The sequence below is a fragment of the Rahnella inusitata genome, assembly GCF_965118895.1.
Classification (GTDB): Bacteria; Pseudomonadota; Gammaproteobacteria; order Enterobacterales; family Enterobacteriaceae; genus Rahnella; species Rahnella inusitata_A.
Map to the genome: position 1 here is coordinate 218,319 of NZ_CBCPJJ010000002.1, position 25,429 is coordinate 243,747.

A 25,429-nucleotide genomic window follows, 5' to 3' on the forward strand; every position below is an offset into this window, starting at 1 on the left:
GGTTTTTCTCAGAGTAGGTAAGGGGAGTGTGGCCAGCGCACCGGCCACGCAAAATTACAGACCAATATTGCGGCGGTGTTTTTCCAGCATGTCGGTACCGTTGACGATTTCGACCATGTTTACGGTGTCAATTTCAATTAGCGTATTTCCGTCAACCACCAGCTTGTAATACGTACACTGCGTGGTGATTTTGCTTTCGGTGTCTTCGCCCTGCTTCATGTCGCCGGTGTCGATTTCTTTGTGACGACCACGCATAACGATTTCCACGGCGGAGACGTCGCCGGTGTCGTCACGCTGGAAAGACCCGGCAAACCGCAACGGAATATCCGCAGCACCGGCGGCGGCATACTGCGCCCACAGAGCGCTGTCCGGGAGCCCACCAATTGACCATTCAACGGTGAGAGCGTCGTCATCCAGCCCAAAATCCACTGGCGCGGAGCCGTTCATCCCGCCGCCGCGATAGTTCTCAAGCTTGCGGGTCAGCTTTGGCAGCGTGACCGACTGCACCACGCCCATGTAACTCAGGCCGTCGTTAAACAGGTTGAGGTATTTCAGTTTGCGAGGAAGTGCCATATTGAATGCCCTTAGCTGTTAATGGATGCGGCCAGATTGACGAGGTAGGTGTCGGTGATACGCTGACGCAGGGTCAGACTTTCCAGCGGCGGCACCGGCGTGTAGTCATAGTCGATATAGAGTTTCCCGGCTTTCAGGGTGTCTTTATCGTTGGCGGATTCATCAAACCAGCAACTGCCGTCGATGATGTAGCCGTTGGATTTGAGCTCGCGGAATTTGGCGTTGATGCCGTCGATGATGTCGCGGATAAGTGAGGCGGTCATCGGTTTATCCACTGCCCACATGTGCGCTTCGGCCATCGTGTCGGCCAGCACCTGCGCCGTGCGGGTGTAGTTCTCAAACAGGAAAAGCGGGTCATCAGAGCAGGTGCGGTTTCCCCAAAAGCGGAAGCCGTCTTTGCGCACCAGCGTGGTGACTCCGGCCTCGTTGAGCAGGTCAGCGTCAGTCCCCGACGCCTGCAAATCCCAAAATACCGAGGCGCTGATACCGGTCACGCCGTTCACGCCGACGTTTGACAGGGTTTTATGCCAGCCGGTGTCTTGGTCAATCTTGGCGCGCAGCCCCAAGGCGCGGGCGGTAGCGTAGGCCGTAGTGCTGGCGTTCGCGGTGGTATCCCATGCAATAAAGTCCGGCCAGATGAGCATCAGCTCGCGCTGGCTAAAGTTGCCACGGTACTTAATGGCGTCGGAAATGGTTTTGCATTCCCATGCGCTGATGTAACCGAATGCGCGCAGCGACTGGCAGACGGTGGCAAGCGCCGTGGCCACTTCCTGCGAGTCCATACCGGGCACGCCGAGAATGCGCGGTTTTACGCCGGTGACGGCTTCGGCGGTAAGCAGGGCTTTCATGCCGGTGTACTGCCCGCGTTCATCCGCACCGCCGATGATGTTAGACAGCGTTTCGGCAGCGGCATCATCAGTATCTTCCTCTTCTGATTCAGCAACGCGCACCACGACCGTGACCGGTTTGCACTGGTCACCAATGGCCGTCAGCGCCGGTAACAGGGTGCCGGTTTTTCCCGCCTTGCCCTGCGCGGCGATCACGTCGGTGATAAGGACTGGCGTATTGAGTGGGAAGACTTTTTCGTCAGCGTCGTTGGCCGTGCAGACCATGCCGATAATTGCCGTGGATACGGTGGTAATAACGCGCGTTCCGTCGTTAATTTCGACGACCTGCACGCCGTGGTGAAAATCACTCATCGGGTTAACTCCGTTAAAATAGACAAGGTAATTTTGTTGTTTAACGGGGGGCAGGGCGAGGCGTGAGCGTTGGGAGGGAGTCAGTACAACAGCACATATAAAAAGCGCAGCATTAAAAAGCCCGGCAATTGCCGGGCTAGGTTGTTATTGATGAATTACGTATTATTCAGGCCTAATTTTTCAGCCAACCGATGCAGTGCGCAGACGCTGACCATTTCCTCTGCACGTTCAGAAAATTCAATCCAGTGCAGACCAATGAACCACGCCAGCAATTCGGCCTCTTCTTTACTTAATTCCACGTTCACCCCTTAATTAACTGTTAAGGGATTGTTGATTTAATACCCACACCTTTCAAATAGTTATTACTGATCAATAAGTGCAGACCGATCGTTTTCACCGATCGTTGCTAACGACGGCATTTCTGGCCAAGCGATATCAGGTGCAGTGGTTAAATCCAGCCTGTTAAGGGCAACCCGATACGTTTTCCATGCTTTGAGCTGGAGCAGTTCAGCCTCTGTGGCGTCATCAATATCTACAGCATCCTGTAACGGCGTAATGGCGTTGGCCGCGTTGCTCAGCAAGTTATTTCTTTTCTGCTCAGCTACTTCTGACGCTACCGGCTCAAACTTGATGAACTGGCCGTTCTGATAGCTGTACGTGCCTTGCCCAATATCGGCGGGTAAATTTGTATGCGCCACTTCATAAACGCTCACACCTTCGCTGAGTGTGAGGAAGTTCGGATTCTCCGCCCACGTCGTAATAAACCCATCCTGCCCCACAGCAATAAAACTATTCTTACCTTTCCAATTTTCGTCACGCAGGGTGTACCAGTCATTGCCGTTTTCATCTTCAAAATAAAGTACGGGCAGCGGCAAACCATCCTCTAAAACCTGTTTGGTCATTTTAATATTTTTGAATGCAATCATCTTAGTTCCCCACCTGACGCCAGCTTCCGCTGGCCGATCTAATCATTAACGCGCGGTAGTATTTCCCCATCATTCGGCAGTCGCCTAAATCCGTTCGGATGTTTAATCCCGTCATGAAGCAACCGGTCGGCGCTTCCCATACCTGCTGAGCAGTCCAGCCTGCATTCTCCAGCGCCTGACTGCCGCGCTGAACGTCGTAGACATATCGGTTATTACCGTAGGCATAGATGTCATTGCGTAAATCGTTATTTGCCCAATTGCGGGCAGCGCTATCTGTGTTGCTCAAGAGTGTGGTAGTTGCAAAATTGTTCTCCACCCAATCCCTGCGGGCAATTCGCACAATTTCATAAGTTGCCGAGCGGCGCATATAAGGGTCATTAACATTGCCTGCGGCAAAACCTGCGATATCGCACATATCGCGCTGAATGGCGTTTATTGCTTCAGGTGTTGGTTTGTAATTTGAGCTGTAAGCCCGAACTGCCCCACCTGATTCGTACAAGCCTTGCCCCGCTACAATATTCCCTCCGGGTGCTGAGAATGCCCCATCAGTAGGGTCAAAAAACCATTCCCGTGAAACGCCGTTATCACCGATAACATGAATGACAGCCTGCGCAAATTTGGCTGTCCCAGAGGTTACAGCCCCAAAGCTTACTGCCGTGCCATAGCCATGGGTTGCGGTTTGCACGAGCCCTTTAATGATAGGTAGGTAATTACTGACACCTGCGGGGGCTCGATAACCTAACGGGATAAAGAAAGGCGCTGAGGGGGTTGTGTACTGACTGGCAAAGCCTCCTGCCCCCTCCCATGAATCTGGGCTTGTGCCATAGAATGTTGCATTTTTTAGATAACTGACTTCACCGCCAGTTGTGGGTACTGCGTCTACGTTACCGGCTCCCAGATTAATATCAGAAGTACCGTCAAAAGCTACACCAGCAATTTTACGTGCAGTGGCGAGCTTGTTCGCAGCGACGGCAGTCCCGCCAGACGGCAATGCACCGACGTTTGCAGGTGGAATGCTGATATCCGCCGTACCGTCAAACGCCACACCTGCAATCTTGCGTGCGGTTGCGAGTTTGTTCGCCGCAACGGCAGTCCCGCCCGCAGGCAGTGCCCCGACGTTTGCAGGTGGAATGCTGATATCCGCCGTACCGTCAAACGCTACACCTGCAATCTTGCGTGCGGTGGCGAGTTTATTCGCCGCAACGGCCGTTCCGCCGGACGGTAAACGCCCGTTAGCGTTATTGTTGGCGGCTTTTACCGCTTTTGGAGTCGCGGCCAGCACTTCGCTGTCGCTGCTGACCGAGCTGCTAAGCTGGACAAAACCCTTTGCCACTGTGGTGCCGTCGGGGTGATTACGTGACTTCTCATGCTCTGCCAGCTTGTCGTCTACATAATCTTTTGTGGCCATCACCGTGGAGCCGTCAATGCTCAGCGCCACGGACTCAATTTCACTGACGATAAGCACCATGCGCAGCGTCTGTAACCGGCCTGACCCTTCGGCCAGTTGCGGTTTATAGCTTTCAGCCATGTTGCTGACGGCAATCAGCACGCCGTCAGCATCGTATAAGCCCATTTCACGCATCCAGAAGCCGCCGACGTCAGGCTGGATCACCTGCTCGGCCACGAGATAATTACTGTTTTTGGCATCAATGCTTAGCCGATTGAGATTGGCGCGATAAACTTCATTAACAAGTTTGGCCTGTTTTGGGTCAGGCGTTGGGAGTTTTCCGCCCCCGTCACCGACGGCCATGCGCGTGATTTTGACCTGCGTTCCGCCTGCCGTGGCGGCGGCGATTTTGGCCGCTCCGGCTGTAGTCAGTAATGCTTTATAAGTCGCCATGAGTTGTCCTCTGATTAGGCCGGATAAACGGTGATGACGTCGCCGTCGTAAGAAAGCGCACCAACAAAAATATGGCCGGGAATATCCTGAATGATGGTCAGCGTCTCAAGGTGGCGGCTGGCCGGTTTGGCATCGGCGATAAGCCGCTCCATCTCCTGATACATCTCTTCGGTGATGCCACTTTCCAGCACGCCGATATCAAGGCGAAACGTGCCGGGCGGGCTGCTGGTTTCCCACCATTCAGAAATGTTGATGACGTAACCGAGCGGCTCAACTACCCGACGGATCGCGCTGATGGTGCCTTTATGGGTATGGATGAAATAAGCCGACTGGATAACGCTGCGCTTGGTCGCCTCCGGCCATTTCTCATCCCACCGGTCAACGGAAAATGCCCACGCCAGATAGGGTAAGAATTTTGCCGGGCAGGTTTGCGGGTTCCACAAATCGCGCAGCGGGACGGGTACAGCGGTCAGTTCGGCGCAGGCCGCAGCGGCGGCAACCTCAAGCGGCGATGAACCTACGGGCAAGAGCCTTGCATTACTCATCAGTCCCTCCGATAGTGATGGAGGATTCGGTGCAAAATGACGCCTGCGTGTCGTCCAGTACGAGATCGGCCACCGGTTGCGTAAGCTCGACACGCTGAACGCCCTCAACGTGCAGCGCGGCATAAATCGCAGAGAGACGAATATCACGCCCCAGCCGGTGCTGTGCCTGCGTGTAAGCGTTAAGCTTATCCAGCGCGGCCAGCCTAACGGGCTCTAATTCCGGCCCCGGATAAACGTAGAGCTCGGCAATAATCTGATAAGGCACAATCTTTGCTGACTGTACGGTCACGCGGTCAGCAACCGGGCGCACGTCTTCGGCGTTGAGCGCCGCATTCACAATCGCGATAAGCTCCGCGCTGGCTGCGCCGTCTCCCTCACGCGACAGCACAGAAATCGTCACGCTGGCAGGTTCCGGGCTAATCACCGACACATCCGCAACCCGACCGTCAGCACTGCGGCCATGGAACTGATAAGCGCCCGTTGAACCGGCCACGCTCAGACCCTCGAAAGCCTGCTGAATACGCACACGAAAATCACTGTCACTTTCCAGTACCTCGGCAACCGGCGGCAGCACCGTATCATCAGCCTCCGTGATAACCAGCCGCGCAACGTTATAGTTTGCGCCGAGCTGGTCGAGGTCAGCGCCGGTGGCGTAGGCCAGCATATTGGCGCGCGCCGCCTCGTTGACACGCTGACGCAAAATCACCTCGCGGTAAGCATTCTCCTGCAACAGTTTGACGATAGGCTCAGATTCCAGCGCCAAGGTGCGGGCGACGGCCTCCCGTTCGCTCTCGTCATACAGTGACAGCAACGTGGCTTTGCGTTCTTCCAGCAAGGTTTCATAGTCCAGCTCTTCGACCACATCCGGCGCAGGGAGCTGGCTTAAATCAATCGTGGCCATAGCGTTAACTCAGTGAGATGGAAGAAGAGAAACCGCCGGGGGAATCCGTGCGGTCGCCGGTAATATTGACCACCATTTCCCCGCTGTAAGTGGTTTCAAAGGTGATGCCGGTCAGGCTGACGCGCGGTTCCCAGCGAAGGATCGCCGAATAACACGCGGCCATGATTTGCAGCCGCAGCGCCGCGTTTTGCGGCTGGTCGGTCAGCGCGGAAAGCAGCGAGCCATAATTTCGGCGCATGACCCGAGAGCCTAACGGCGTTCGCAAGATGTCACTGACTGACTGGTTGATGTGCGCCATGTCTTCAACCGAGCGCCCTGACTGGCGTGACATGCCGAGATATTTCGCGTTAGTCATTATCAAAACCTCAGCTATCAATTCGGTTTACCGGTGTTTCCGCCACCGGTTTGGACGCCGCCGTGTGTGTGGGTATCCACCTGCACACCGTTGGAGGTAAACGTGCCGCCGCTATGCGCAATATTGCCTTTCATCGCACCGCCTTTTTTCACCTCTAATGAGCCGGTGGTCAGCTTGTTCGTACACACCACCTCCGGCGTATCAAGCGTGATTTTGCTGCTGGCCGTGACGGTGACATTAGGCGCGGTGGCACTGATTGACGTTGCAGCGGAAATATCAGCGGTCTGAATACCGCTCACAGTCAGCGCGCCAGTTTTCGGCTCGTACTCCAGCACCGCACCGTCAGAAAAACTGACGTGATACGCCTGCGGTGATGCCGACGGCGCGGGGAAATCATCGGAATAAATGCCCGGCAGCACGAACCCGGTATCAAGCTCACCGCCAAGGGAAAGCAGCAAAACCTGCTCACCTACGGAAGGTGCCCACCAAGTACGCGAACTACCGGCGCGTGACGTAAACCAGTGCAGCCAGTCAGTTACAAGCTCACCGGACTGGACACGACAAAGTCCCAGCGTGGTATCCACTTCGGCAACCACGCCAATACGGATGATGTCTCGCACTGTGCGCGCAAGTTCGGAAAGAGTTTCGTGTGTATTCATGAGGAAAGGATGCCGCCGGGGAGATCCGGCGACAACGTGTGGGCGTAGGACTATCGGTGGTACAACAGTGGTGATGAGTTCTTTACTCTTCTTGCAAACACTACGTAATCATATATGATAGATTTTTTAATCATATATGGAATGAATTATGAGTAAAGATATTGCCGTTTCGGACAGTGTTTTTGAACGACTTGCCGCCAGAGCAGTAGGTTTTGATACCCCTGACCAAGTAATCCAGCGTCTGTTAGATGAGGTGGAATTTAAACAAGAAATTAAACCACTCCTGCTGTTCATTCCTTCTGAGAAGGCCTTCAAGGAAAAATTGATTGCTGATAAACGTGCCGAAATCACTCTTCACAAAATCGACGGTAGCCGAGAAATTACAGTTTGGAATGCTGGAAGATTCAATCAAGAGTCGAATTTAAGAGCCAATCTCTGGTCTGGATATCTTCGTAATTGGAAAGAAAAAGGAATCATTAAAGCTGAATTAGAAGTGCTTCCACGCGGACTAAATACACCTGATGATGAAACCGAACTGACAATATGGCACGCCCAAAACTTAGGCTTACGCTACACTGAAATGCTTGAATTAGAGGGTATGTTTGAAGTTAACCATCTAGAAACTCATAGCGGACTGCCTAACGGTATATCTCTTACTTTTTATGATGAAGCCCCAAGAGACATACTTTCAAAAATATCTGATCTTCGGAACGATAACTACGTGGAAATTTATGATATGTATCATGATGATGAAAATAATAAATAGACTTAGAGGAGTGGAAATATGACCGCAATTGCATGTTGGATTAATAGAGAAGAACATGAAAGTATTTGGGCTGTGAGCGACTCGAGAATTAACCAACAAAATAGCACTCTTACTGATCACTGCCCTAAGTTATTCTCAATCCCAGTATCAGTCATCCGCTCAACGGACGTATATCGTATATTCCCACAGAAAATATTAGAATTTGGATTCGGTTTCGCTGGGAGTACAGTAATAGGTATTAATGTTAAAGAAATTCTCGCAACATCGCTCTCTCAGCTACATGAGATAGGTAATAACTCTACAGAACAGGAACTGCCTACTGAAAATTACCCAAGCTTGTATGAAATTGCTTTATTAGCAAAAAATATCGCTGAAAAATACATGATGGATGTTGGTCAACTTTTCCCCAGTGCAGTCCAAGTGGAAATAGTGATTTTTGGATTTTGCAAAAGAACACAAGCCCTCAAGATCATTAAACTCAATAATTCTGGTGCAAGCCCAGCAACTCTTGATATTGAAGATTGCCAAAACCTTGATTTAGGGAACCCTGTTTTATTAGGCAATCATCAAGATGAGTTTCATAGATTAATTGATACCACTAGACAGCGCTTTGCGATTGACACAATAAATTGGTGGCGCACTCCATTTATAGCTTTAAATAACTGGATAAATCAAAACACCGCAGATACTATCGGTGGGTATATACAGCTATCCCAATCGAGTGTTATTGGCACTAGAATTTCATACTTATCCAATCTAAATGCTAATACCTTTAGCATGACTTATGCTGGAATTAACACGACTGAATCATTTGGACCCACTATTGGTAACTTTTTGTTAATGCCCATGGGTGGGATGTCACTTCCAGACGAAAATGGTTGGGATGTTGGGAATCGTGTTGCCAGAGTCTCAACTGAAAGATGAATTTATCTATAAAAATAAATTATCTCCGTCCAACTTTGGTTCTTAATCGTCGATCGGATTTAATCGTGTTCAATCACAGCATACTGTCATGTCCTGTCGCCGGAAATACAATTAAATAACCCCTCTCCCAGCTCTTTATTCAATGAGCTGGGAGAGGATCACATCTTCAACAATCTGGCGGTCAGCGGCACTAAAGCCCAGTAGCAGACGGGCTTCGTACTTCACCGGCTGGCTGTGCCGGTTTGGCCGGTCTTTTAGCCCCTCTTGGTGAATGCGCGCAATGCGCTGAACCTTACCCACAAACTCCAACGTCGCCGCATCCCCCGAGCCTTTGGCCTTGAGGTATCGCGCCGTGCGCAGCTTGGCAAACATTTCGCGCTTTACCCGTCCCTTTTTAGCCTTTATAGGCTGACGCTTTCGGGAGGTATACGGCGTACCGTCCGGGGCTTTTTGTCGCTTGATGCGCTGCTGCTGGCTGGCTCTCAGTTTCTTGGCAATGTCTGAGGCCATCTTGCGACGGCCAGCCGGTGACAGGCTTTCCAGCAGCCCGGATAACTTATCGTCAAAAGGCTTGAGCTCATTCATCCCATTGACTCACCAGCTCGCCATGCACATACAACTCCCTAGGCCGGTGTACCGGCACCGGTGGCGGGGGTTCGTCCAGTGGCGTCACGCTTAGCCTGTGGTCAACCTCTTTGACGATAGTGCGCTCGGTCAGTTGCAGGCTCATGCGCACGTCTTTGCTATCGGCACTGTTAATATCCGCCACGTAGGTGAAGCCGCGCTTCTTCCCTTCTTCGGTGGTCATAATGTCCGGCTGATGCTCACGCAGCCAGACGTTGACCGGCACAATCAGCAGGTTTAAATCACCGGTGTAATCGGTTACCACAATATCCAGCGTATAGCGGTTCTCGAATGAAAGCGACGCGGCCAGCGTGGCGTTAATAACGCCGCCGTCCACAAACATGTGCAACATGTCCGGGTTATCACGCAGCAGCGGCACGGATTTAAAGAGCGCCTTTCTCAGGCTGGCGGGCTTCAACATTGTAGGACTCCTGACACTCTTTAACGGCTTCGACTTGCAGCGCACAGTTCACCAGCGCGCCCTCAAGTTGGCGATTGTCTTCGCCTAAGTCACCGTTGGTTTTCGGGCTGCTGGCCGGTATCGGGCAACTGCTGACTTTCGGACAGCCAACGTAAATAATCGCCGGGGTTGGTAAATTCGGGTCGCGTGTGCAGCCGGACAACATCGTCAGGCAGAGCAGACTGATACCAGCGGCGCAGGGCTTCATTTTCATTCAGTAACCTCGTGATGGTTTGATTACGACGGCTAGCAAGCTGACCCGCTGCGGTGACTTGCTGACGCAGCACCACCTGTGCCCGCTCGTTACGCTGACCGCTGGCTTGCAGTTCACTGATGGCCACCGCGTTGGCCGCAAGCGCCCCCTGCATTTGCGCAATGGTGCGGCTTGCCTCAGTGACCTTATTATTCGCCCATCGCCAACCGGCAAGGGATGCCACCAGTGAGAGCAGTAACGCGGCAATGATAAATTTCATGGCACCCCCTTCAGGCAGTGTTTCAGCTCGCGCGCGCGCCGGTTTTCCAGCCCCGTATTTTTCACGCCGTTGACATACACCCAGCGCGGAAGCTGCTGGCAGGCTTTCGCCCATTCACCAAGCCTGATGAAGTTGGCCAGCGTGGATTGACAGGCTGCGCCGGTGCCAACGTTAAACGCAAAACTGGCCACCGCGTCATATACCGGTCGCGGCATGGCCACCGGCATACACTTATCCACGGCGCGTTCGGTCATGATGACGTCGGCGATCAGATTGCGGGCGGCGTCATGTTCGGTGATGTTATTTGCCGGTTTCACCCCCGCCGTGTGGCCGATACCTGATGTCCATACGCCTGCGCTGCACTGGTAAGGACTCAGGCGACACCCCTCAAGGTCAGCAATCAGTGCCAGCCCCTCATCGGAGGTTTTTACATAACGGTAATCGGGCATCAGTGCGGCCAGAGCCAGCACTGCGGCCACGCTGCAACGCTTAACGATTGAGCTCATCGAAAACCCTCCGACTCAGGCCGTTACGCTCCAGCAATTTGTAACTTTTGCGGCGGTAATACCAGTTAACAAAGAATGTCCCCACCGCAACCAGAGCCCCCACCAGAAACGCAATGTCCTGCGGGGTCAGCGCACCAATAAACGCCAGTGACATGGCAAGGCCGTAGGCAATCTGTGATGTGATTTTTTCCATTTTCAGTCCCATAACTGGACGGTTTCAGATATCGGCGCGGCGTCAACGGCGGGCAAAATCACCACGGTGCCATGTGGCAAAATTTCGCCCAGCTCAGCCAGTCCGAGATTGGCAGCAAGCACGGACTCAACCACGCCGCCGGTGCGCCCGTAGTGGCGATAACACAGGGCGTCGAGCGTGTCGCCCTGCTGCGCGATAACCTGCATCAGAGCTGGCTCACCATGCCGCGCGCCTGACCTTGCAGGCGGGAGACGTGCCAGCGCATATCGCGCCACTGGTCATCTACAGAAACCTCCAGCGCTTCGGCCTTTTTGTCCCCCTTCGCGCTGGCGTCATAGCTGCGGTAACGCTCATAAATCACGGCGGTAGTCATCGCACAGACCGCGCTCAAATAGTGGAAACACTTCACGCTTTCACCGTCGAGCTGTTCGGCGGGAACCTCCGCCAGCGTTTTAAAACCCGCCTCAATCTGCGCATCGCGATAGGGATAAAGCTCGGCGTTCACCTCGGCCATCGCGGCCTTAATTGCGCGGCGAAAACGCGCAGGCGTGACAACGTGGCCAAGCCGGATGTTTTCACTCACCAGCTCCGGGTCAACGTCAGGGAAAAAAAAGGTATTAGTGATAACCGGACTCACCACCGCATCAGGCGGAATAACCAAGTTAGGGGGAATAACCACAGCGGATCGCGCCGGGGCGGTGGTCATAACAATGTCCATTTCTTAAACCTCAAATAGGTGGACGGTGGACGCAGGCGTCAGACGAGGTAAAAACCTGCATCAGCCTGCGTGCCGTCCGGCGCGGGGCGCTTTCGGTTAACTGCCGGAGAGTGTGGTTTTGCGTGGGCGTCCACGCTTGGCCTGTGTCGCAGTAGGCTTTGCGGCATTGCCCGGACGTCCGCGCTTAGCCGGGGCGGCTTTAGGCTTCACAGCTTCGGGCGCTGGCCGCAATTCTCTCTCCAACCGTTCTATGTCTTTTTTCACACCGGCGGCGCTGTCGAGCTGCATGGCACGTTGCAGGTGAATCAGTGCCTGCTCAGGCTGGCCGTCATCACGCAAAACCTGACCGGTGATTTTGTGCAGCTTGGCGCGCACAGGGTCTGGCATATCAAACGGTAGCGTCATATCAATGGCGGTCAGCAGGTCATCAACGCTGACGGGCACACCGGCACTGCGGGCGCGCATTGCCGCCAGCGCAACATCTTCGGCAAACAGGTACGGCGCGGGGCGTTTGTTGTTAGGGACGGTCAGACCGTGTTTCAGCGCATAGCGCGCCATGTCAAATGACCCGCGAATGTCTCCGGCATCCAGCGACCACTGGAGCATGGTCATCAGAATGTCGTCCTGACTGCCCGCGTCGCTGGCCAGTACACCGGCGATCCACGGCGCATACGACGGCAACATGTCGCGCTTACGCCGGGCTTTGTCTTCCACGGAATAAATTGTTTTCAATATCTGGCGGTCTCCGCGCAGCTTCATCAGCATCTGGCCGTAGGGCAGTGCCGAACGCAGCGGATTACTCACCCGCTGCGACGAGGCTTTTTCAGCAGAGACCCGCATCATGTGACGCTGTGCGGGACTCAGCATGGTTATGCCTCGCTTTCTGTTTCGGCTGGGGTTTCTTCCGGGGTGAAATCACCTAGCTGGATGTTTTCAATCATCGCCGCGCAGCCGTAGTCCTCGACCACATAGTCAATTTTCAGTGACTCGTAGTTTTCGATGCGGTCACGGCGCGCCACTTCTTCAATATGGCGGCGGTGTGAGCTGTCCATGATGTAAATAGACAGGTTATCCAGACGGGTGATCAGCAGGGCATTGTCAGGGAAGTAGGGCACGCGAACCGCAGGCAAATTACCGATGCGTTTCTGGCTGACGATGATGTCACCGGCCAGTTTTTCGGTGTTTTCCTGTGACTTGTTAATCAGCGGGAAATACTTATCGGAAAGCATTTTGCGGCCACACACGACAACCAGATTCGGATCTTCGGAGTGCCATGCATCCAGCAGAAAATCGGTGGCGTTGATAACGGCGGCGTCGATGTTTTCGAAGTCGCCATTCTTACCGATACGCACGGTGGCGGAGACCACTGCGCCGTCATCATCGGTGATTTTATCCATCACACGTTCGGCGGCTTCGTTGCGCATTTTTTGCAGCCAGCCCACCGCGATATCCTGCAACATCGGGTATTTGCTGCGGTCTGAGTCTGCCGCGCGGCTCACGCCGTTGAAACCGGCCATGATGTAATCCAGCGCCTGACGTTTGGCGATAGCATCACGCAAACGGATCTGGAAGTCATGATAACGCGCCCACAGGTCTAGCGTGTTGTAACGGATATGGAAATCGAAGTTCACCTGCTCGCATTTATATTTACGCGAGGTCAGCGACTGGAAATCAGCGGTTTTACGCTCTTTGTCGCCGTCGGTATTGGTGGTACTGGCAATAGAGCCCGTCACGCCGAGGCCGATTTTTTCACCTTCCTGCTCATCCACCGGCACCATATTGATGCGGGTCAGAAACTCTGATGACTCCTGCACGGTAGTGATAAGGGTCTGCGTGACCGACGGCTCCACGCTGAATTTGTGGCTCAGGTCTTCCACGTCAACGCCGTTGAGTTCAGCCACGCGGGACAGGTAGGCATTGAATTTAAAGCGGGTATTCTTGCGCATATTTCTCTCTTCTGTTTATCAGGAATTCAGGGATAACGCTGCCGGTCAGCAGTTGGTCATAAAGGTGCTGGCACCATCGCCGCCGGGCGATACCGGACGCTTCGGCTGCTTAAAGCTTTCGGTATCGTCAAGAGACGATTGCAGGGAAGAAAGCGCCGTTTCGCTGGCAGTGACCTGACCTTTCAGCGCGGTGATTTCCTGCTCCATAGCGCTGAAACGCTGAGCGGTGGCTTCGCCCGTGTTTTGCAGCTCTTCGGCGACGATGGTGATTGCTCCCTGCACGTCAGAAAAACGCGCGTCGTCGCTGGCCTGCTTTGCTTTAAACATCCCTTTGATTTTGCCTGTCAGGCTGGAAATCGCGCCGTCGGGCTGATTTTCGAATACCAGCTGGGCAAGTGTGGCCACAGAGAACAAATCATCGGGGTGGTCTTTCTTACCGGCGAACGGGTTCACCTTGGCGCGGGCGCTGAATTCCAGCATTTCAGTGCCGAGGCTTGCCGGGTCATCTGTGACGGCCAGACCGACCAGATAGGCTTTACCGGTGTTGGCGAAATTCGGGCGAATTTCCATGGAGGTATAAATTTTCTGACCGGCTTTGACCATGGTAGCCAGCTCGTCAGTGGGGGTCATTTTGGCGAACAACGCCCATTTGCCATTGAGGATTGAATCATCATCAATCAGCTCTTCTTTCAGCTCGACCACATCGCCAAGGCGTTTAAAATCGCCGTTTGGCATCAGCCCCCGGAAGTGCTCCAGATTGATGCGGCAACCGTAGACGCGCGGGTCAAATGACGCCGCCATTTGATGAATATCGTTGGCGTCGATTTCGCGTCCGTCGCAGGTGTCCCCCTCAACGCCGATACGAAACCATTGAGATACTTTCTTTGCCATTGTTCGCTGTCCTGTTTGGGTTGGGTTCGGACTTAGTTTCCCGACCAGACGCCACAACGGCCAGCGGTTGCCGTCTGACGATCTGTTACACAACAGGGGCTTAATGCGAGGGGGCGGGCGGTTGCGTAGCGTGACGCACATCCATTCAGCGGAGCGACACAATGAACGAGAACAACGCAGGATTAATCAGCGATCCGCGCAGACAGGCGGCACTGCTTTACTGGCAGGGTTTTTCCGTCACGCAAATAGCGGAAATGCTAAGCCTGAAAAAACCCACAGTGCAAAGCTGGAAGCAGCGCGAGAAATGGGACGCCGTTGCCCCGATTTCACGCATTGAAACCAGCATTGAGGCGCGGGTCATCCAACTGGTAATGAAGAGTAAAAAAGAGGGGCAGGATTTTAAAGAAATCGACCTGCTAGGCCGACAGATTGAGCGCCTCGCAAGGGTTAACCGCTACATGTCCACCGGCAGCGAGGCGGATTTAAATCCCAACGTGGCCAACCGCAATAAAGGAGAACGTAAGAAGGTTGAGAAAAATGTTTTCTCTGACGAGGCGATCGCGAAACTCAGCGATATCTTTCTCGATGATGCGTTTGAATATCAGCGCGGCTGGCATCAGGCGGGTTTGCAGCATCGTATCCGCAATATTCTTAAATCCCGACAGATTGGCGCGACCTTCTTTTTTGCCCGCGAGGCGCTGCTTGATGCGCTGACCACAGGGCGTAATCAGATATTCATCTCGGCCAGTAAATCGCAGGCGCACGTCTTTAAAAATTACATCATCGACTTTGCCCGGCAGGTGGACGTAGACCTTAAAGGCGATCCGATGCAGCTTTCAAACGGCGCGCGCCTGTTCTTTCTGGGGACAAATATCCGCACCGCGCAGAGCTACACCGGTAATCTTTATCTGGATGAATATTTTTGGATCCCGAAATTTCAGGAGCTGCGCAAGGTGGCCTCCGGGATGTCGCTGCATAAAAAATGGCGTACCACGTATTTTTCCACGCCGTCGAGCCTAGCCCACAGCGCTTACCCGTTCTGGTCGGGAGAGCTCTTTAACAAAGGTCAGCGCGATAAAAGTAAGCGCATTCAGCTTGACCTCAGCCACAGCCATTTAGCCGCAGGGGTTAAATGTGACGACGGCCAGTGGCGGCAGATTGTCACCATAGATGATGCGCTGGCAGGTGGCTGCGACCTGTTCGACCTCGACCAGCTTTGTCTGGAATATGCGCCGTCGGAATATCAGAACCTGCTGATGTGCGAATTTGTCGATGATAAAGCGTCGGTATTTCCGTTCGAATCTTTGCAGAGCTGCATGGTGGACAGTCTGGAAGAATGGCCGGACTTTAATCCCTACGTTCATCATCCGTTTGATAATAATCCGGTGTGGATTGGTTACGACCCGTCGGAGGCGAACGGCGGCGACAGTGCCGGTTGCGTCGTCATCGCTCCACCGGAACAGCCGGGCGGCATATTCCGTATTTTGGAGCGGCACCAGTGGCAGGGCATGGATTTTGATGCACAGGCTAAGGCCATTGAGGCACTGACGGAAAAATATAACGTCGAGTACATCGGCATTGACGCAACCACCGTAGGGCAGGGTGTTTACCAGCTCGTCAGGCAGTTTTATCCGGCTGCGCGCGAAATTAAATACACGCCGGAAATCAAAACCGAAATGGTGCTAAAAGCCAAAAACACCATCCATCGCGGGTGCCTGCAATATGACGCCGGACACACCGATATCACCGCCTCTTTTATGGCCATTCAAAAAACAATGACCGCCAGCGGTGCTAAATCAACCTTCCGAGCCAGCCGCAGTGAAGAAGCCAGTCACGCCGACGTTGCGTGGGCAACCATGCACGTATTAATCAACGAGCCGCTGACAGCCGCCTCCGGCAGGCAAATGAAATCCACATTGGTGATGTACTGATATGAGCAAAAGAAACCGCAGGGCAAAAAAACTGACAGCGAAAAATGATACGCAGAAAAGCGAGATGTTTCGCTTTGACGAACCGGCCACGGTAATGGACAGGCGCGACATTCTTAACTATCTGGAGTGTATGAGTAACGGGAAGTGGTACGAACCGCCGGTGACATTCTCCGGGCTGGCTAAAAGTTTCCGCGCCGCCGTGCATCACAGTTCGCCGATGTACGTTAAGCGCAACATTCTGGCCAGCACGTTCATCCCGCACCCAATGCTTTCACAGCAGCAATTTAGCCGTTATGCGCTTGATTACATTGTTTTTGGTAACGCATTTATTGAAAAACGTATGAGCGTGACCGGCAAGCTGCTCAAACTTGAGACCTCACCGGCCAAATACACCCGCCGAGGCGTTGAAGGTGATGTCTATTGGTTTGTGGAGGACATGACTACCCCGCACACATTCGACCAAGGGAGCGTGTTCCATCTGCAAGAGCCGGACATTAATCAGGAGCTCTACGGCCTACCAGAATACCTCAGCGCGTTAAATAGCGCGTGGCTCAATGAATCAGCCACACTGTATCGCCGCAAGTATTTTCTCAACGGGGCTCACGCGGGCTATGTCATGTACGTGACCGACCCGGCGCAAAACTCTCAGGACGTTACCGCACTGCGCGACATGATGACCAAATCTAAGGGCTCAGGTAATTTTAAAAATATTTTCTACCATGCGCCCGGCGGGAAAGCCGACGCCATTAAAATCATCCCGCTCAGTGAGGTGGCCACGAAAGATGATTTCTTTAACATCAAGAACGCAACACGCGACGACCTGCTCAGCGCGCACCGGGTGCCACCGCAGATGATGGGTATTATCCCGAACAACACCGGAGGGTTTGGGGATGTTGAGAAAGCGGCAAAGGTTTTTGTGCGTAATGAGCTGGTTCCCTTGCAGGAACGTATGAAAGAGTTAAACGAGTGGGCAGGAAAAAAGGTGGTGCGGTTCACTGAATACGAGCTGTAAGCACTGTCCTGCCAGATAATGCTGCCGAAATATTGGCAGCATTATCATGCGCTAAAAGCCGTATAAAAGCGCCGAATCTGACATTATTCAAGCGATGCATCCAGCCATTAAGAAGGGATGGAGTGGTGCCATCTCCCTCAAGATTATTAAAGTTTTTTCTGAGAGTTATCTGACGAATCGTAAAGATATGAGATATTGTAAATCGATCTGTATTTTAACTTAATCGTGAACGCATTATGTTTGCCAATTAATACTTTGAAAAACTCTTCATATGTGCTTTTGCACTGAGATAATGAAGATGCCCCCGTGCTGACTGTAAGAAGAGTGTTCATTTCATCCAGCGATACCGAATCACCTTTCCTTGGGTTGCCATAAGCAAAACAGTCTTTATTGAAGCCCAAATAACTAACAACCTGTACTAAGGCAGACGAGTTATCGCCCTCAACTTGCCTACCATTGAGGAAATACTCAACATTTTCAATATATCCTTTTCCCATACCCGCGTTGTAAAGATAAAAACCATACTCTTTCTTACCCGGTTCAACGGTTGGCACAAGGGTAATGTAAGGTTGAACTGAAATCTCGTAATAATTTTTTTGCATCCAGCCCATATACACCGAAAGACCCAGCGCACAGAGCGCAATGAAGACACCACACCCCGCGACAATCAGGCTGGTTATTGCAAGCCGATCACTACTCTCCATCTTATTCTCCTTTTGTTTAGAACCTTTGACCTGCTCCCCTTAAATTAACATACCGCACTGTAAGGAACATCCGCTACAGGCACAAAACCTACTGTCAGACTAGGTATAACCCTGAGCTAAAAAAATGTCCGAATGCTCCAGAGTTAGCAAGGTCACGAGTACCGCTGTATGAAACTCTCCACATGCCTAACCGGCGCGCTCAGGCACGAGAATGAATATTAAAAAGTGGGTATGCGCGCAATGCTATCCCCGCCACGCCTGCCCGCTTTGTACGTCGGTTTTGATGCAGTTGCATCATCTAACTAAAACCGCGTCAGAACTGACACGGTCTTCACAAGTTAGTCATCAAATCCAGTGCAATAAGATGCAGAAGAACGCAATTCAATGATTTCTTTTTAGGGCTATCTAACAACCAAACCCGAAATCATAAAACTTCAATCATATTGGCATAATTCATACCATTACTTAACTCTGATGGGTAAAAGCGAAGTCGTTTGCCAATATGAATGTTTTTACTTTTATCATCTTCGATAATATCACTGCATTGAAAGAAAAAACGCTCATTAGAAGGCTCGTCAGAAGGTTCATCGAGCAAAATGAATCCGTGTTTTTTTACAGCATCATAAAATGTGACCTTACCTTCTATTTTCCCTGGCAAAGATGCCTGCTCAATCATTCCTTGTGTAATCACTGCTTTCCTTGATGACCAGCGGCCAATGTCTCCAGACCTTTCTTTATAAACTCTTTCATCGTCATTCATTCTATGTGTTGGGATGTCTTTCAAGATACAAAAGGAAAAATCAAAAGAATATACCGTAGCTTTACGACCAGATCCCGGATCCTCAATATTTACAATATTATATTCCTTTGAACGACTGGTGTATTTGTAAAGCGGGACATTAGGAAAAGAAAACTGATATGCTGAACGACTGCGACAAACAGAAACAAGATTTTGCAAAAATTCACGATCCTGATTAGTTAAAGTACTTTCATTATTTATTGCATGTTTTTTTAAGGCTTCAATGACGTGGCTTTTTTCAACGCGGCTGGCATAAGAATTTTCAGAATAAGCCATGTCCATACTTAAATCAAAGAGATGAATTAATCTTCGCATATTACCATGAGAGGCATAGAGAATCATCTCTAGTGCGTCTCCATATATTTGTTCTCCACCTTTAATTTCAAATATGTCATCAGCTCTAAAAGGCAACTCTTCATCGTTTTTGGGGTTAATATAGTTATTAATTATACTTATAGCCTTGGAACGCAATTTGACATAGCCTGCTTCATCCTTAATATTATTTTCCAACATAATAACATCCCCATAGCGAGTCTCAGTTAACATGTCAGAATATGAATTAGGATAAACAGCAACTTTAGTTCTAATAAATGACGCTGTTCTGAACTGGTTCATTAAAGTTTCAAACAGTCCGGATTTTTCTTGTTCGCCTTTAAAAAAACCTTTATCTAACGCTCCTGCCTCATCAATTAAAAGGAGAATTTTACCATCATTCTCTTGGAGTAAATACTTATAGCACTCCTCTATGTCTTTTATCCCCGGATTGGCTTTTTTCTTAAACTCCTGAAAATAATTTTTTTTCCACTCACTAGAGGCCTCCAAAAACCTTACCTTAACACTTCCTTTATTTTGCTTATCAATATTAATTCTCTGCAAATACTCATCGCTACTCAGCGCTGATATTTTAAGCATCATTTCAGAATTCTTATGCCGCGTAATCAAATCTCTCGGAATAAGACGCAGGTTACCATGTATATCCTTAAGGTTCTTCACCCCTTCAAAATGCAAGTAAATTGAAGTTAGTTCTTCCACTATTTTGATTACAACTTGTCTATATATTTCGCTTGGTTCAGTTAAGTGCTGGAAATCATTTAATTTAATCATGATCGGTAGAATAATTTCATCTGCACCTTCCATTAAGGCGGGTAACAAAGATGAAAGATAGAAGGCTTGATTAGCTCGAAGATACATCGTCTTACCAGACCCCATACGCCCTTTGATTATTGAATTTTCATAGTCAAAGGGCGTTGACAATCCATTTAGAGGATTAACAAACAAATTCAATAAAGTGCTAATGTCGTACTCATCTGCATTTCGTGTCTTAAATGGTCTAGCTCGGAAAATTCTCTCCATGATACCCTCTAATGATTTATATGAAACTTACGAATTGGCTAACCGAGGTTAAACTCAGCGAAGCATTATAAGATAAATTATTACTCTTCAATCATTTCAACAAGATTTCCAGTTTTAACATCCACGCGAGCTGCCACTGTCTGCGTGACAATCCCCCCGTAAGGGTTAGTCCCTTTGAAGCGTGTTTTTACTACAGCGTAAGGGTCTTTGCCTAAAATAAGTCGCGAAGTGGTTTCTACATGTTTATAAGATGAATCATCATTCATACTTTTCTTAATCAACTTCTCGAGTGGTCGATATGCACCATTCCAGCCGCTAAAATTGCTTTGAAAAACATCAAGATTCGTGAAAACAGCTAGTGATTTAGGGTCTTTTTGATAATCGTTATTACACCACCCAAGAACTTCACTAAGCGGCAACTCTTCAGATTTGGTGATACTGTGCTGACTCATGCAAGCATAGAATCCATCACTGTCACTCGCTGGTATTTCATTAAATTTAACGTAATCGTTCACTATCTCATGGCGTTCTGCTTGCGTTTTCCGGCGGTACTCAACAAGCTTTAAATCGGCATACTCAAAAGCTGGTGGCTTTTCTTCCATAGACTCGGCTTTTTTAGCCACATCTTTCTGAACCGTTGGGAACAGTGACGCACTCAACAAACCGACAAACACGAAAGCCAGCCCGTATATTGCACTTGAGTGTTTCCTACTCGGCATTTTTACCCATTGAGGTTTGATTAAGCCTAAAATAAAAGCCAGAAGACAAAATAAAGAAATGAATGAAAGTATTAGCTCCAAAATAATCCCCATGAGAAATTAATTATCATGTGTATACAGTGTGTTATCTACATACGTATGTTAGCAAAACATTTATTTACATGTGAACATTATTGGAAAAACCGGGCCAACCCTTTGATACCGAAAATGAAAATGTCTTATCGTTAAACCTCACCGACGCGCCACAAGCCAACGCCTCCAACTCCCAGCGCTTTGGAGTGATGCCATTGCTTACTAACTCACGGTAAATCTGCGGCACTCTGGCTCGCTCCTCTTTTGTTAATCGTGCAGATGGGGCAAGTTCACACGGTTTCGACGGATTAAAGCTCTGCTGCTGATGATTAACCGACGGCGATTGTCGTCTGGCAGCATTTCCCAACACCTTAGCCACATCCGACTCATTCCACCCAACATCGCCGCGCTCAACTAATTTCATTACCGCAGTGGCGTACTCAGAAGGTGTTGGGGGCAAACTCTGCCGGAGTCCTGTCTCAACCTCCCCACAGTTATTGACAGGACTCCAAGGCGCGCCGGAGGCGCTTAGTAAATTCAAAGGATGAACAGCAACGTCAACGGCCTTAGAGACAATACGCCATTGTGTTGTACGGGTTTCATGGATATGGCCAGCGCCAAGATGCGGGGCATAAATACCGATGACCTTTTGGATCTCTTCGTCATATTCGTTGAGCTCATCAACAACATGCCGGGCAGTTCTGACGGTTTGCATATCACGCGGCACGTTTGCTCCACCCTGTGCCGAAATATATGCAGCAAAATCGCCCGTATCGGCTGCTGCGCGGGCAGCTTCGACCAGTTCGTCAAACTCATTGGCGATACTCACCCCACGCGGTAAACGGCGCAGTTCGCGATAGGCTCCCATGGTAGGAACGCCGATAGATTTAAACTGGGGGATGCGCCAAGTAGAAGCCCATGCGGTAACCGCTGCGGCCGTTTCAGATAATGGGCGTCCGGTGTCGTGATCCAATTCGCCATCAAGGGCGTAACCATCAATATTTTTCGCAATATATTTAGCAATATAACTTGCTGCACCGCCTTTATTCATGTGCTTGCACTGAAAGCGTTGCTTTTGAGCGCCGCGCTCTTGGCCGTCTTCTTTTAGTGCATAACGACGCATGATATCGACAGCCGCCTGACGCTGCGCACGGTCGCAGAACAGCATCATGTGCCAGTGGGGCGTGGCGTCGTGGTGCGGTTCAACAACGCGCATACCATAAACACGTATACCGGCATCCTTGAACGCCGTGCGCATTTTGCTCCAGATTTTCACCAGATAGCGCTGACCGTCTTTTGGTGAAAACGCCGTATCATCCCACTTGTGATTAAAATTAACTTGGCGCTTTTCTTTCGCTCCGACCTGACGTGTTGGGTGATATTTTGACGGCGTAGTGATGGTGGTAAACATACCGATATGCCCCACGCTCGCTGCATACTTTTCTATTCCTGCAATGGTGCTCATCAGTTCCATACGGCGGATTTCAGGGTTAGAAATACTGCCAATGACTTTATCAATCAGGTCGATACGCTCGCCGGTTTCGACGTTCTCCAAATCGCAGGATTTCAGATATTCCATTGCGGCAAGACGGCGCGCGCGAACATCACGAATGGTTTGCTTGCTGGCATAGCCTGACTTTTGCAGATTGACCTCACCAACGGCAATCAGCAGTGCCTCACGCCACTGCATCCGCTGCGCTTTTAACTGGCGAACCCACCATTCGTCATTTACCAGTCGCGCAATGCTGGAGAACGCTGCGCGCATGTTCATTTTGCGCTTACAGTATTTTTTCCAGTGCAAAGGGCGGACATTAAAGCGACGGGCAATCCCGGCAATCTGCCCGTATATTTCTTGCTGTGCCCGGTCAGTAAATACTGTTGATTGCTCACCATTGTGGTTAGCAACGTATTGGTCGCTTAAATCTTCATATTCGGTAAACAGCCGTGATGATATCCGCATGGCCAGCCGCTTAAGCTCGCGGTCATTCATGCCCGGCAACTGACGATAGATTTCAGTCTCTTCGCTGAATAATTGCAACGCTCTACCGTCGAATTCCTTCGCATATTTATGGTTAACAATCTCAATGCGTGGCCAGATGCGTGGCATAAAAACGTTAAACAGGAAACGGTGCGCGGTCAGCAAGCCGGAGGTTTTACGTAGATACTCATGACGACCGGCAAAGATGCCGCTCAGAAAATGAGGAAGGGAATGAATTTTATTTAAAATCGCTTGCCCCTGATGGAATTCATCACGGGTAAGCGGTCTTTCTTTGCCGATAGATTCTTTGGGCGCATTCCAAGAGTAGACTCCAACAAATTTAATTTTGTTAGTGTTGCTATATTTCGGAGGAGGTGAGGGCGCATGACGCCCCCTATTTAAATCCTGCATTATTATCTGCCCACTAACGCAGCAGGAAATGCCTCTTGGCATAGTTTGCAGACATGTTCTACTTTATCAACCAAGGCTGAAATTGATTTTATTTCTGCCGTTCTAACATCAAAATGTACAAGGCCACTAACCAACTGGTCTATCTTGGAGTAATAACCGACAGCCTCAAGATACGGCTGTCCTTTCTTTTCACCAGAAAGGACTATTTTCCTTTCATTTAAAATAAACTGATAACGGTCACTCGTTATAACCCATTTATTACCGACTGAAATCCTCAACATAAAATTACCCTCTGTAATGCTTCAGTTTCTGTTCAGTAATCTCTTGGCAAGATATGCAGCGCTCAACTCCCGGAAATGCTGCTCGCCGAGCCGCTGGGATCGGTTGTTGACAATCCTCACATATGCTGGCTGATACCCTAATGGAATTAATGCGACATGCCGCCACTTGATGAGACAAGATATCGAGGTTTCTTTGCTGAACTAAATACATTAAATCTGGCATTACGAGACTCCTTTATTTTCTAAACCTTCGTTGTGAAAGCGGATGGACTCTTGTCCGAGTAATTCAAGGATTTCAACTCTGTCTAATTGCTCTTGTATGACGTAATTGATTAACAAATCTAGATGTGCGGAAAAGGTGATTGCTGCATCAGCTTTGGCCTGATTTCGCGCCTGATTTAACATCCAATTCGTTGCTTCGCTATCTGCTTTGTTTCTCATTTCTTGACCAACGCTTAAGCTCATATCTGATTCCAGACAAAGGGAACTCCTACGCAATCAAGCGCAGAATGAAAAATTATTATTTAATGGAGGTATGTTTCGGGTCGAACCGAAGTTAATACTGTTGGTGCGTTTTCAAATAAGCTAAATAATTCCCGTAGTGCCCTGAATAAAGCCTCGCGCCATGTACAATTTTCATCTTCTATACGCCAATATGGCTGGCTGAATTCCTCTTCCGACAGTCCAGCGTGAAAATATAAAGTTCGACGTTCACTAATACTCAAGCGGCCAATGAAACATGACTTGGTGATTCTAAAGCTTCGGTACTTAGCAAAAGCAGAGCGAAGTTCATCTATCGCACATACAATGCGCTCCCGATCACAATCATTCATTTCCTCCAGTTTCATAACTGAATGGCGTTGTCTTAGCTGAGCGTGAAAACAAATAGTCAAACGTTCGCGCTCACTCATTTTATTGTAGTAATTACAGGAACTTTGCCAGCGAGCCGATGCAAGGCGTTCACCTACAACAGCCCGTAGTCCTGCTGGTTGGTTCATCACAATAGCCGTAGTGATTACTGTCATTTAGCCCACCTTAATAAAGCCATATTGCGTAACTGAGAAAATGGGTACTTGCGACGGCAGCGGATAATTATTCCTTTTCGGCCTTTTCCGTGAGTGATTCTGGTATCTAAAGCACGTGTGACTTGATGGTTAAGCAAAAAATTCGCTACTGAGATTGGGGTGTGTTGCATCGTTCCTCCCGACCCTTGGCTGTTAGCCAATTGCTTTACGGATTAATTCAGGCTGATTTTCTTCTGGTTGAGGAGCGACGGTATGTAGCTTTGTCACGCATTAGGCGGTCAATGTGATAGCGCTCGTCAGCCGTGATGATGGCGCGACAATGACGTAAAGCATCCAGATATTCCTGCATCATGATGAAACGCTTCGGGCGTTTAGAACCCGGCATTCCTTCCCGGTGCACTGGAATCTGATTTCTGTCCATCAGATGTTGCACTGATTTAAGGGTACGGCCAGTGAGGTAAGCAAATTCTTCTGCGTTAACAAAAATTTGGTTTGCCAGCTCATCTCGCGACATGTCGCGCAATTTTTGGATTTGCTTCTCTGTCATCCGACACACTCGCAACGCACGTCCTGTATCAACAGGGAATTGCCTTGCAAATTGTGTGTCAATTTCGCTGATGTTTTTCATTGTGCTAAGATTCCAAA

33 protein-coding genes are annotated in these 25,429 nt (G+C 50.2%); 4 read left to right on the forward strand and 29 right to left on the reverse strand.

Features of this window, described 5'->3' with window-relative positions:
* Positions 1 to 54: 54 nt before the first annotated feature.
* The 9 genes from ACMHLI_RS02545 to ACMHLI_RS02585 form a co-directional block, all read right to left on the reverse strand.
* Positions 55 to 573 (reverse strand): phage major tail tube protein, encoded by a 519-nt coding sequence (locus ACMHLI_RS02545; RefSeq protein ID WP_217202974.1) that lies wholly within the window; start codon positions 571 to 573, stop codon positions 55 to 57.
* 11 nt (positions 574 to 584) lie between these two features.
* The gene (locus tag ACMHLI_RS02550) at positions 585 to 1,772 is read right to left on the reverse strand and encodes a phage tail sheath protein (protein WP_413528117.1); all 1,188 of its coding nucleotides are present in this window, start codon (positions 1,770 to 1,772) and stop codon (positions 585 to 587) included.
* A 155-nt stretch (positions 1,773 to 1,927) separates the two neighbouring features.
* Entirely contained in the window at positions 1,928 to 2,071 is a 144-nt protein-coding gene (locus tag ACMHLI_RS02555) for a hypothetical protein (protein WP_217202976.1), read from the reverse strand.
* A gap of 63 nt (positions 2,072 to 2,134) precedes the next feature.
* Positions 2,135 to 2,698 (reverse strand): tail fiber assembly protein, encoded by a 564-nt coding sequence (locus ACMHLI_RS02560; RefSeq protein WP_413528118.1) that lies wholly within the window; start codon positions 2,696 to 2,698, stop codon positions 2,135 to 2,137.
* Position 2,699: 1 nt separating this feature from the next.
* The gene (locus tag ACMHLI_RS02565) at positions 2,700 to 4,538 is read right to left on the reverse strand and encodes a phage tail protein (protein ID WP_413528119.1); all 1,839 of its coding nucleotides are present in this window, start codon (positions 4,536 to 4,538) and stop codon (positions 2,700 to 2,702) included.
* 14 nt (positions 4,539 to 4,552) lie between these two features.
* Positions 4,553 to 5,083, reverse strand: a complete 531-nt coding sequence (locus ACMHLI_RS02570; RefSeq protein WP_217202979.1) for a phage tail protein I — start codon at positions 5,081 to 5,083, stop codon at positions 4,553 to 4,555.
* Positions 5,076 to 5,984, reverse strand: a complete 909-nt coding sequence (locus ACMHLI_RS02575; protein ID WP_413528120.1) for a baseplate J/gp47 family protein — start codon at positions 5,982 to 5,984, stop codon at positions 5,076 to 5,078. Before ACMHLI_RS02575 ends, ACMHLI_RS02570 begins: the two co-directional genes overlap by 8 nt.
* Before the next feature lie 4 nt (positions 5,985 to 5,988).
* Positions 5,989 to 6,339 (reverse strand): GPW/gp25 family protein, encoded by a 351-nt coding sequence (locus ACMHLI_RS02580; protein WP_413528121.1) that lies wholly within the window; start codon positions 6,337 to 6,339, stop codon positions 5,989 to 5,991.
* Between the two features lie 17 nt (positions 6,340 to 6,356).
* Positions 6,357 to 6,998: a phage baseplate assembly protein V gene (locus tag ACMHLI_RS02585; RefSeq protein ID WP_413528122.1), complete on the reverse strand. Its 642-nt coding sequence runs from the start codon at positions 6,996 to 6,998 to the stop codon at positions 6,357 to 6,359.
* Positions 6,999 to 7,146: 148 nt separating this feature from the next.
* Between ACMHLI_RS02585 and ACMHLI_RS02590 the strand changes: the two genes are divergently transcribed.
* Together ACMHLI_RS02590 and ACMHLI_RS02595 are read left to right on the forward strand one after the other, a co-directional pair.
* Entirely contained in the window at positions 7,147 to 7,764 is a 618-nt protein-coding gene (locus ACMHLI_RS02590; RefSeq protein WP_413528123.1) for a hypothetical protein, read from the forward strand.
* An 18-nt stretch (positions 7,765 to 7,782) separates the two neighbouring features.
* Entirely contained in the window at positions 7,783 to 8,688 is a 906-nt protein-coding gene (locus ACMHLI_RS02595) for a hypothetical protein (protein ID WP_413528124.1), read from the forward strand.
* A gap of 135 nt (positions 8,689 to 8,823) precedes the next feature.
* On the opposite strand, the gene ACMHLI_RS02600 is transcribed toward ACMHLI_RS02595, so the two are convergent.
* The 11 genes from ACMHLI_RS02600 to ACMHLI_RS02650 all read right to left on the reverse strand — a co-directional run bounded on the left by ACMHLI_RS02600 (position 8,824) and on the right by ACMHLI_RS02650 (position 14,499).
* Positions 8,824 to 9,273, reverse strand: coding sequence for a phage virion morphogenesis protein (locus ACMHLI_RS02600; protein ID WP_413528125.1), 450 nt, complete (start codon positions 9,271 to 9,273; stop codon positions 8,824 to 8,826).
* The gene (locus ACMHLI_RS02605; RefSeq protein ID WP_413528126.1) at positions 9,266 to 9,733 is read right to left on the reverse strand and encodes a phage tail protein; all 468 of its coding nucleotides are present in this window, start codon (positions 9,731 to 9,733) and stop codon (positions 9,266 to 9,268) included. The genes ACMHLI_RS02600 and ACMHLI_RS02605 overlap by 8 nt, the downstream gene beginning before the upstream one ends.
* Positions 9,696 to 9,938 carry an Rz1-like lysis system protein LysC gene (gene lysC / locus ACMHLI_RS02610; protein WP_413528127.1) on the reverse strand — a complete coding sequence of 81 codons (243 nt, stop codon included), beginning with the start codon at positions 9,936 to 9,938 and terminating at the stop codon, positions 9,696 to 9,698. The genes ACMHLI_RS02605 and lysC overlap by 38 nt, the downstream gene beginning before the upstream one ends.
* Positions 9,823 to 10,245 carry an Rz-like lysis system protein LysB gene (lysB, locus tag ACMHLI_RS02615; RefSeq protein WP_413528128.1) on the reverse strand — a complete coding sequence of 141 codons (423 nt, stop codon included), beginning with the start codon at positions 10,243 to 10,245 and terminating at the stop codon, positions 9,823 to 9,825. Before lysB ends, lysC begins: the two co-directional genes overlap by 116 nt.
* On the reverse strand, positions 10,242 to 10,751 hold the full coding sequence (locus ACMHLI_RS02620) for a lysozyme (RefSeq protein ID WP_413528129.1): 510 nt from the start codon (positions 10,749 to 10,751) through the stop codon (positions 10,242 to 10,244). Before ACMHLI_RS02620 ends, lysB begins: the two co-directional genes overlap by 4 nt.
* Positions 10,735 to 10,944: an HP1 family phage holin gene (locus ACMHLI_RS02625; RefSeq protein ID WP_217202987.1), complete on the reverse strand. Its 210-nt coding sequence runs from the start codon at positions 10,942 to 10,944 to the stop codon at positions 10,735 to 10,737. The genes ACMHLI_RS02620 and ACMHLI_RS02625 overlap by 17 nt, the downstream gene beginning before the upstream one ends.
* Positions 10,945 to 10,946: 2 nt before the next feature.
* Positions 10,947 to 11,150 carry a tail protein X gene (locus ACMHLI_RS02630; protein ID WP_413528130.1) on the reverse strand — a complete coding sequence of 68 codons (204 nt, stop codon included), beginning with the start codon at positions 11,148 to 11,150 and terminating at the stop codon, positions 10,947 to 10,949.
* On the reverse strand, positions 11,150 to 11,662 hold the full coding sequence (locus ACMHLI_RS02635; RefSeq protein ID WP_413528131.1) for a head completion/stabilization protein: 513 nt from the start codon (positions 11,660 to 11,662) through the stop codon (positions 11,150 to 11,152). Before ACMHLI_RS02635 ends, ACMHLI_RS02630 begins: the two co-directional genes overlap by 1 nt.
* Positions 11,663 to 11,758: 96 nt before the next feature.
* A complete protein-coding gene (gene gpM / locus ACMHLI_RS02640; RefSeq protein WP_413528132.1) occupies positions 11,759 to 12,529 on the reverse strand; it encodes a phage terminase small subunit in 771 nt (256 codons plus the stop codon).
* 2 nt (positions 12,530 to 12,531) lie between these two features.
* Positions 12,532 to 13,608 (reverse strand): phage major capsid protein, P2 family, encoded by a 1,077-nt coding sequence (locus ACMHLI_RS02645; protein WP_413528133.1) that lies wholly within the window; start codon positions 13,606 to 13,608, stop codon positions 12,532 to 12,534.
* 45 nt (positions 13,609 to 13,653) lie between these two features.
* Positions 13,654 to 14,499: a GPO family capsid scaffolding protein gene (locus tag ACMHLI_RS02650; protein WP_413528134.1), complete on the reverse strand. Its 846-nt coding sequence runs from the start codon at positions 14,497 to 14,499 to the stop codon at positions 13,654 to 13,656.
* Between the two features lie 161 nt (positions 14,500 to 14,660).
* On the opposite strand from ACMHLI_RS02650, the gene ACMHLI_RS02655 reads away from it, so the two are divergent.
* Positions 14,661 to 16,430, forward strand: a complete 1,770-nt coding sequence (locus tag ACMHLI_RS02655) for a terminase ATPase subunit family protein (protein WP_413528135.1) — start codon at positions 14,661 to 14,663, stop codon at positions 16,428 to 16,430.
* 1 nt (position 16,431) lies between these two features.
* Complete coding sequence (locus tag ACMHLI_RS02660) at positions 16,432 to 17,442, forward strand: phage portal protein (RefSeq protein ID WP_413528136.1); 1,011 nt, start codon at positions 16,432 to 16,434, stop codon at positions 17,440 to 17,442.
* A gap of 146 nt (positions 17,443 to 17,588) precedes the next feature.
* Here the strand turns inward: ACMHLI_RS02660 and ACMHLI_RS02665 are convergent, their stop codons facing one another.
* The 9 genes from ACMHLI_RS02665 to ACMHLI_RS02705 form a co-directional block, all read right to left on the reverse strand.
* Positions 17,589 to 18,146, reverse strand: a complete 558-nt coding sequence (locus ACMHLI_RS02665) for a hypothetical protein (RefSeq protein ID WP_413528137.1) — start codon at positions 18,144 to 18,146, stop codon at positions 17,589 to 17,591.
* Positions 18,147 to 18,570: 424 nt separating this feature from the next.
* On the reverse strand, positions 18,571 to 20,298 hold the full coding sequence (locus tag ACMHLI_RS02670) for a hypothetical protein (RefSeq protein ID WP_413528138.1): 1,728 nt from the start codon (positions 20,296 to 20,298) through the stop codon (positions 18,571 to 18,573).
* 80 nt (positions 20,299 to 20,378) lie between these two features.
* Positions 20,379 to 21,098 (reverse strand): hypothetical protein, encoded by a 720-nt coding sequence (locus tag ACMHLI_RS02675; RefSeq protein ID WP_413528292.1) that lies wholly within the window; start codon positions 21,096 to 21,098, stop codon positions 20,379 to 20,381.
* Positions 21,099 to 21,174: 76 nt separating this feature from the next.
* A complete protein-coding gene (locus tag ACMHLI_RS02680; protein WP_413528139.1) occupies positions 21,175 to 23,478 on the reverse strand; it encodes a replication endonuclease in 2,304 nt (767 codons plus the stop codon).
* A gap of 2 nt (positions 23,479 to 23,480) precedes the next feature.
* Positions 23,481 to 23,759, reverse strand: coding sequence for a DUF5405 family protein (locus ACMHLI_RS02685; protein WP_413528140.1), 279 nt, complete (start codon positions 23,757 to 23,759; stop codon positions 23,481 to 23,483).
* Positions 23,760 to 23,763: 4 nt separating this feature from the next.
* Complete coding sequence (locus tag ACMHLI_RS02690) at positions 23,764 to 23,982, reverse strand: TraR/DksA C4-type zinc finger protein (RefSeq protein ID WP_413528141.1); 219 nt, start codon at positions 23,980 to 23,982, stop codon at positions 23,764 to 23,766.
* Positions 23,982 to 24,224: a DUF2732 family protein gene (locus ACMHLI_RS02695; RefSeq protein WP_413528142.1), complete on the reverse strand. Its 243-nt coding sequence runs from the start codon at positions 24,222 to 24,224 to the stop codon at positions 23,982 to 23,984. The genes ACMHLI_RS02690 and ACMHLI_RS02695 overlap by 1 nt, the downstream gene beginning before the upstream one ends.
* A 59-nt stretch (positions 24,225 to 24,283) precedes the next feature.
* Positions 24,284 to 24,784, reverse strand: coding sequence for a replication protein B (locus ACMHLI_RS02700; protein WP_413528143.1), 501 nt, complete (start codon positions 24,782 to 24,784; stop codon positions 24,284 to 24,286).
* 217 nt (positions 24,785 to 25,001) lie between these two features.
* Positions 25,002 to 25,412, reverse strand: coding sequence for a hypothetical protein (locus tag ACMHLI_RS02705; protein WP_413528144.1), 411 nt, complete (start codon positions 25,410 to 25,412; stop codon positions 25,002 to 25,004).
* Positions 25,413 to 25,429 lie beyond the last annotated feature (17 nt).

Coding starts and splice junctions, on each gene's coding strand:
- ACMHLI_RS02545 (WP_217202974.1), bottom strand. CDS start 573: ATGGCACTTCCTCGCAAACTGAAATACCTCAACCTGTTTAACGACGGC.
- ACMHLI_RS02550 (WP_413528117.1), bottom strand. CDS start 1,772: ATGAGTGATTTTCACCACGGCGTGCAGGTCGTCGAAATTAACGACGGA.
- ACMHLI_RS02560 (WP_413528118.1), bottom strand. CDS start 2,698: ATGATTGCATTCAAAAATATTAAAATGACCAAACAGGTTTTAGAGGAT.
- ACMHLI_RS02565 (WP_413528119.1), bottom strand. CDS start 4,538: ATGGCGACTTATAAAGCATTACTGACTACAGCCGGAGCGGCCAAAATC.
- ACMHLI_RS02570 (WP_217202979.1), bottom strand. CDS start 5,083: ATGAGTAATGCAAGGCTCTTGCCCGTAGGTTCATCGCCGCTTGAGGTT.
- ACMHLI_RS02575 (WP_413528120.1), bottom strand. CDS start 5,984: ATGGCCACGATTGATTTAAGCCAGCTCCCTGCGCCGGATGTGGTCGAA.
- ACMHLI_RS02580 (WP_413528121.1), bottom strand. CDS start 6,339: ATGACTAACGCGAAATATCTCGGCATGTCACGCCAGTCAGGGCGCTCG.
- ACMHLI_RS02585 (WP_413528122.1), bottom strand. CDS start 6,998: ATGAATACACACGAAACTCTTTCCGAACTTGCGCGCACAGTGCGAGAC.
- ACMHLI_RS02590 (WP_413528123.1), top strand. CDS start 7,147: ATGAGTAAAGATATTGCCGTTTCGGACAGTGTTTTTGAACGACTTGCC.
- ACMHLI_RS02595 (WP_413528124.1), top strand. CDS start 7,783: ATGACCGCAATTGCATGTTGGATTAATAGAGAAGAACATGAAAGTATT.
- ACMHLI_RS02600 (WP_413528125.1), bottom strand. CDS start 9,273: ATGAATGAGCTCAAGCCTTTTGACGATAAGTTATCCGGGCTGCTGGAA.
- ACMHLI_RS02605 (WP_413528126.1), bottom strand. CDS start 9,733: ATGTTGAAGCCCGCCAGCCTGAGAAAGGCGCTCTTTAAATCCGTGCCG.
- lysC (WP_413528127.1), bottom strand. CDS start 9,938: ATGTTGTCCGGCTGCACACGCGACCCGAATTTACCAACCCCGGCGATT.
- lysB (WP_413528128.1), bottom strand. CDS start 10,245: ATGAAATTTATCATTGCCGCGTTACTGCTCTCACTGGTGGCATCCCTT.
- ACMHLI_RS02620 (WP_413528129.1), bottom strand. CDS start 10,751: ATGAGCTCAATCGTTAAGCGTTGCAGCGTGGCCGCAGTGCTGGCTCTG.
- ACMHLI_RS02625 (WP_217202987.1), bottom strand. CDS start 10,944: ATGGAAAAAATCACATCACAGATTGCCTACGGCCTTGCCATGTCACTG.
- ACMHLI_RS02630 (WP_413528130.1), bottom strand. CDS start 11,150: ATGCAGGTTATCGCGCAGCAGGGCGACACGCTCGACGCCCTGTGTTAT.
- ACMHLI_RS02635 (WP_413528131.1), bottom strand. CDS start 11,662: ATGGACATTGTTATGACCACCGCCCCGGCGCGATCCGCTGTGGTTATT.
- gpM (WP_413528132.1), bottom strand. CDS start 12,529: ATGCTGAGTCCCGCACAGCGTCACATGATGCGGGTCTCTGCTGAAAAA.
- ACMHLI_RS02645 (WP_413528133.1), bottom strand. CDS start 13,608: ATGCGCAAGAATACCCGCTTTAAATTCAATGCCTACCTGTCCCGCGTG.
- ACMHLI_RS02650 (WP_413528134.1), bottom strand. CDS start 14,499: ATGGCAAAGAAAGTATCTCAATGGTTTCGTATCGGCGTTGAGGGGGAC.
- ACMHLI_RS02655 (WP_413528135.1), top strand. CDS start 14,661: ATGAACGAGAACAACGCAGGATTAATCAGCGATCCGCGCAGACAGGCG.
- ACMHLI_RS02660 (WP_413528136.1), top strand. CDS start 16,432: ATGAGCAAAAGAAACCGCAGGGCAAAAAAACTGACAGCGAAAAATGAT.
- ACMHLI_RS02665 (WP_413528137.1), bottom strand. CDS start 18,146: ATGGAGAGTAGTGATCGGCTTGCAATAACCAGCCTGATTGTCGCGGGG.
- ACMHLI_RS02670 (WP_413528138.1), bottom strand. CDS start 20,298: ATGGAGAGAATTTTCCGAGCTAGACCATTTAAGACACGAAATGCAGAT.
- ACMHLI_RS02680 (WP_413528139.1), bottom strand. CDS start 23,478: ATGCAGGATTTAAATAGGGGGCGTCATGCGCCCTCACCTCCTCCGAAA.
- ACMHLI_RS02685 (WP_413528140.1), bottom strand. CDS start 23,759: ATGTTGAGGATTTCAGTCGGTAATAAATGGGTTATAACGAGTGACCGT.
- ACMHLI_RS02690 (WP_413528141.1), bottom strand. CDS start 23,982: ATGCCAGATTTAATGTATTTAGTTCAGCAAAGAAACCTCGATATCTTG.
- ACMHLI_RS02695 (WP_413528142.1), bottom strand. CDS start 24,224: ATGAGCTTAAGCGTTGGTCAAGAAATGAGAAACAAAGCAGATAGCGAA.
- ACMHLI_RS02700 (WP_413528143.1), bottom strand. CDS start 24,784: ATGACAGTAATCACTACGGCTATTGTGATGAACCAACCAGCAGGACTA.
- ACMHLI_RS02705 (WP_413528144.1), bottom strand. CDS start 25,412: ATGAAAAACATCAGCGAAATTGACACACAATTTGCAAGGCAATTCCCT.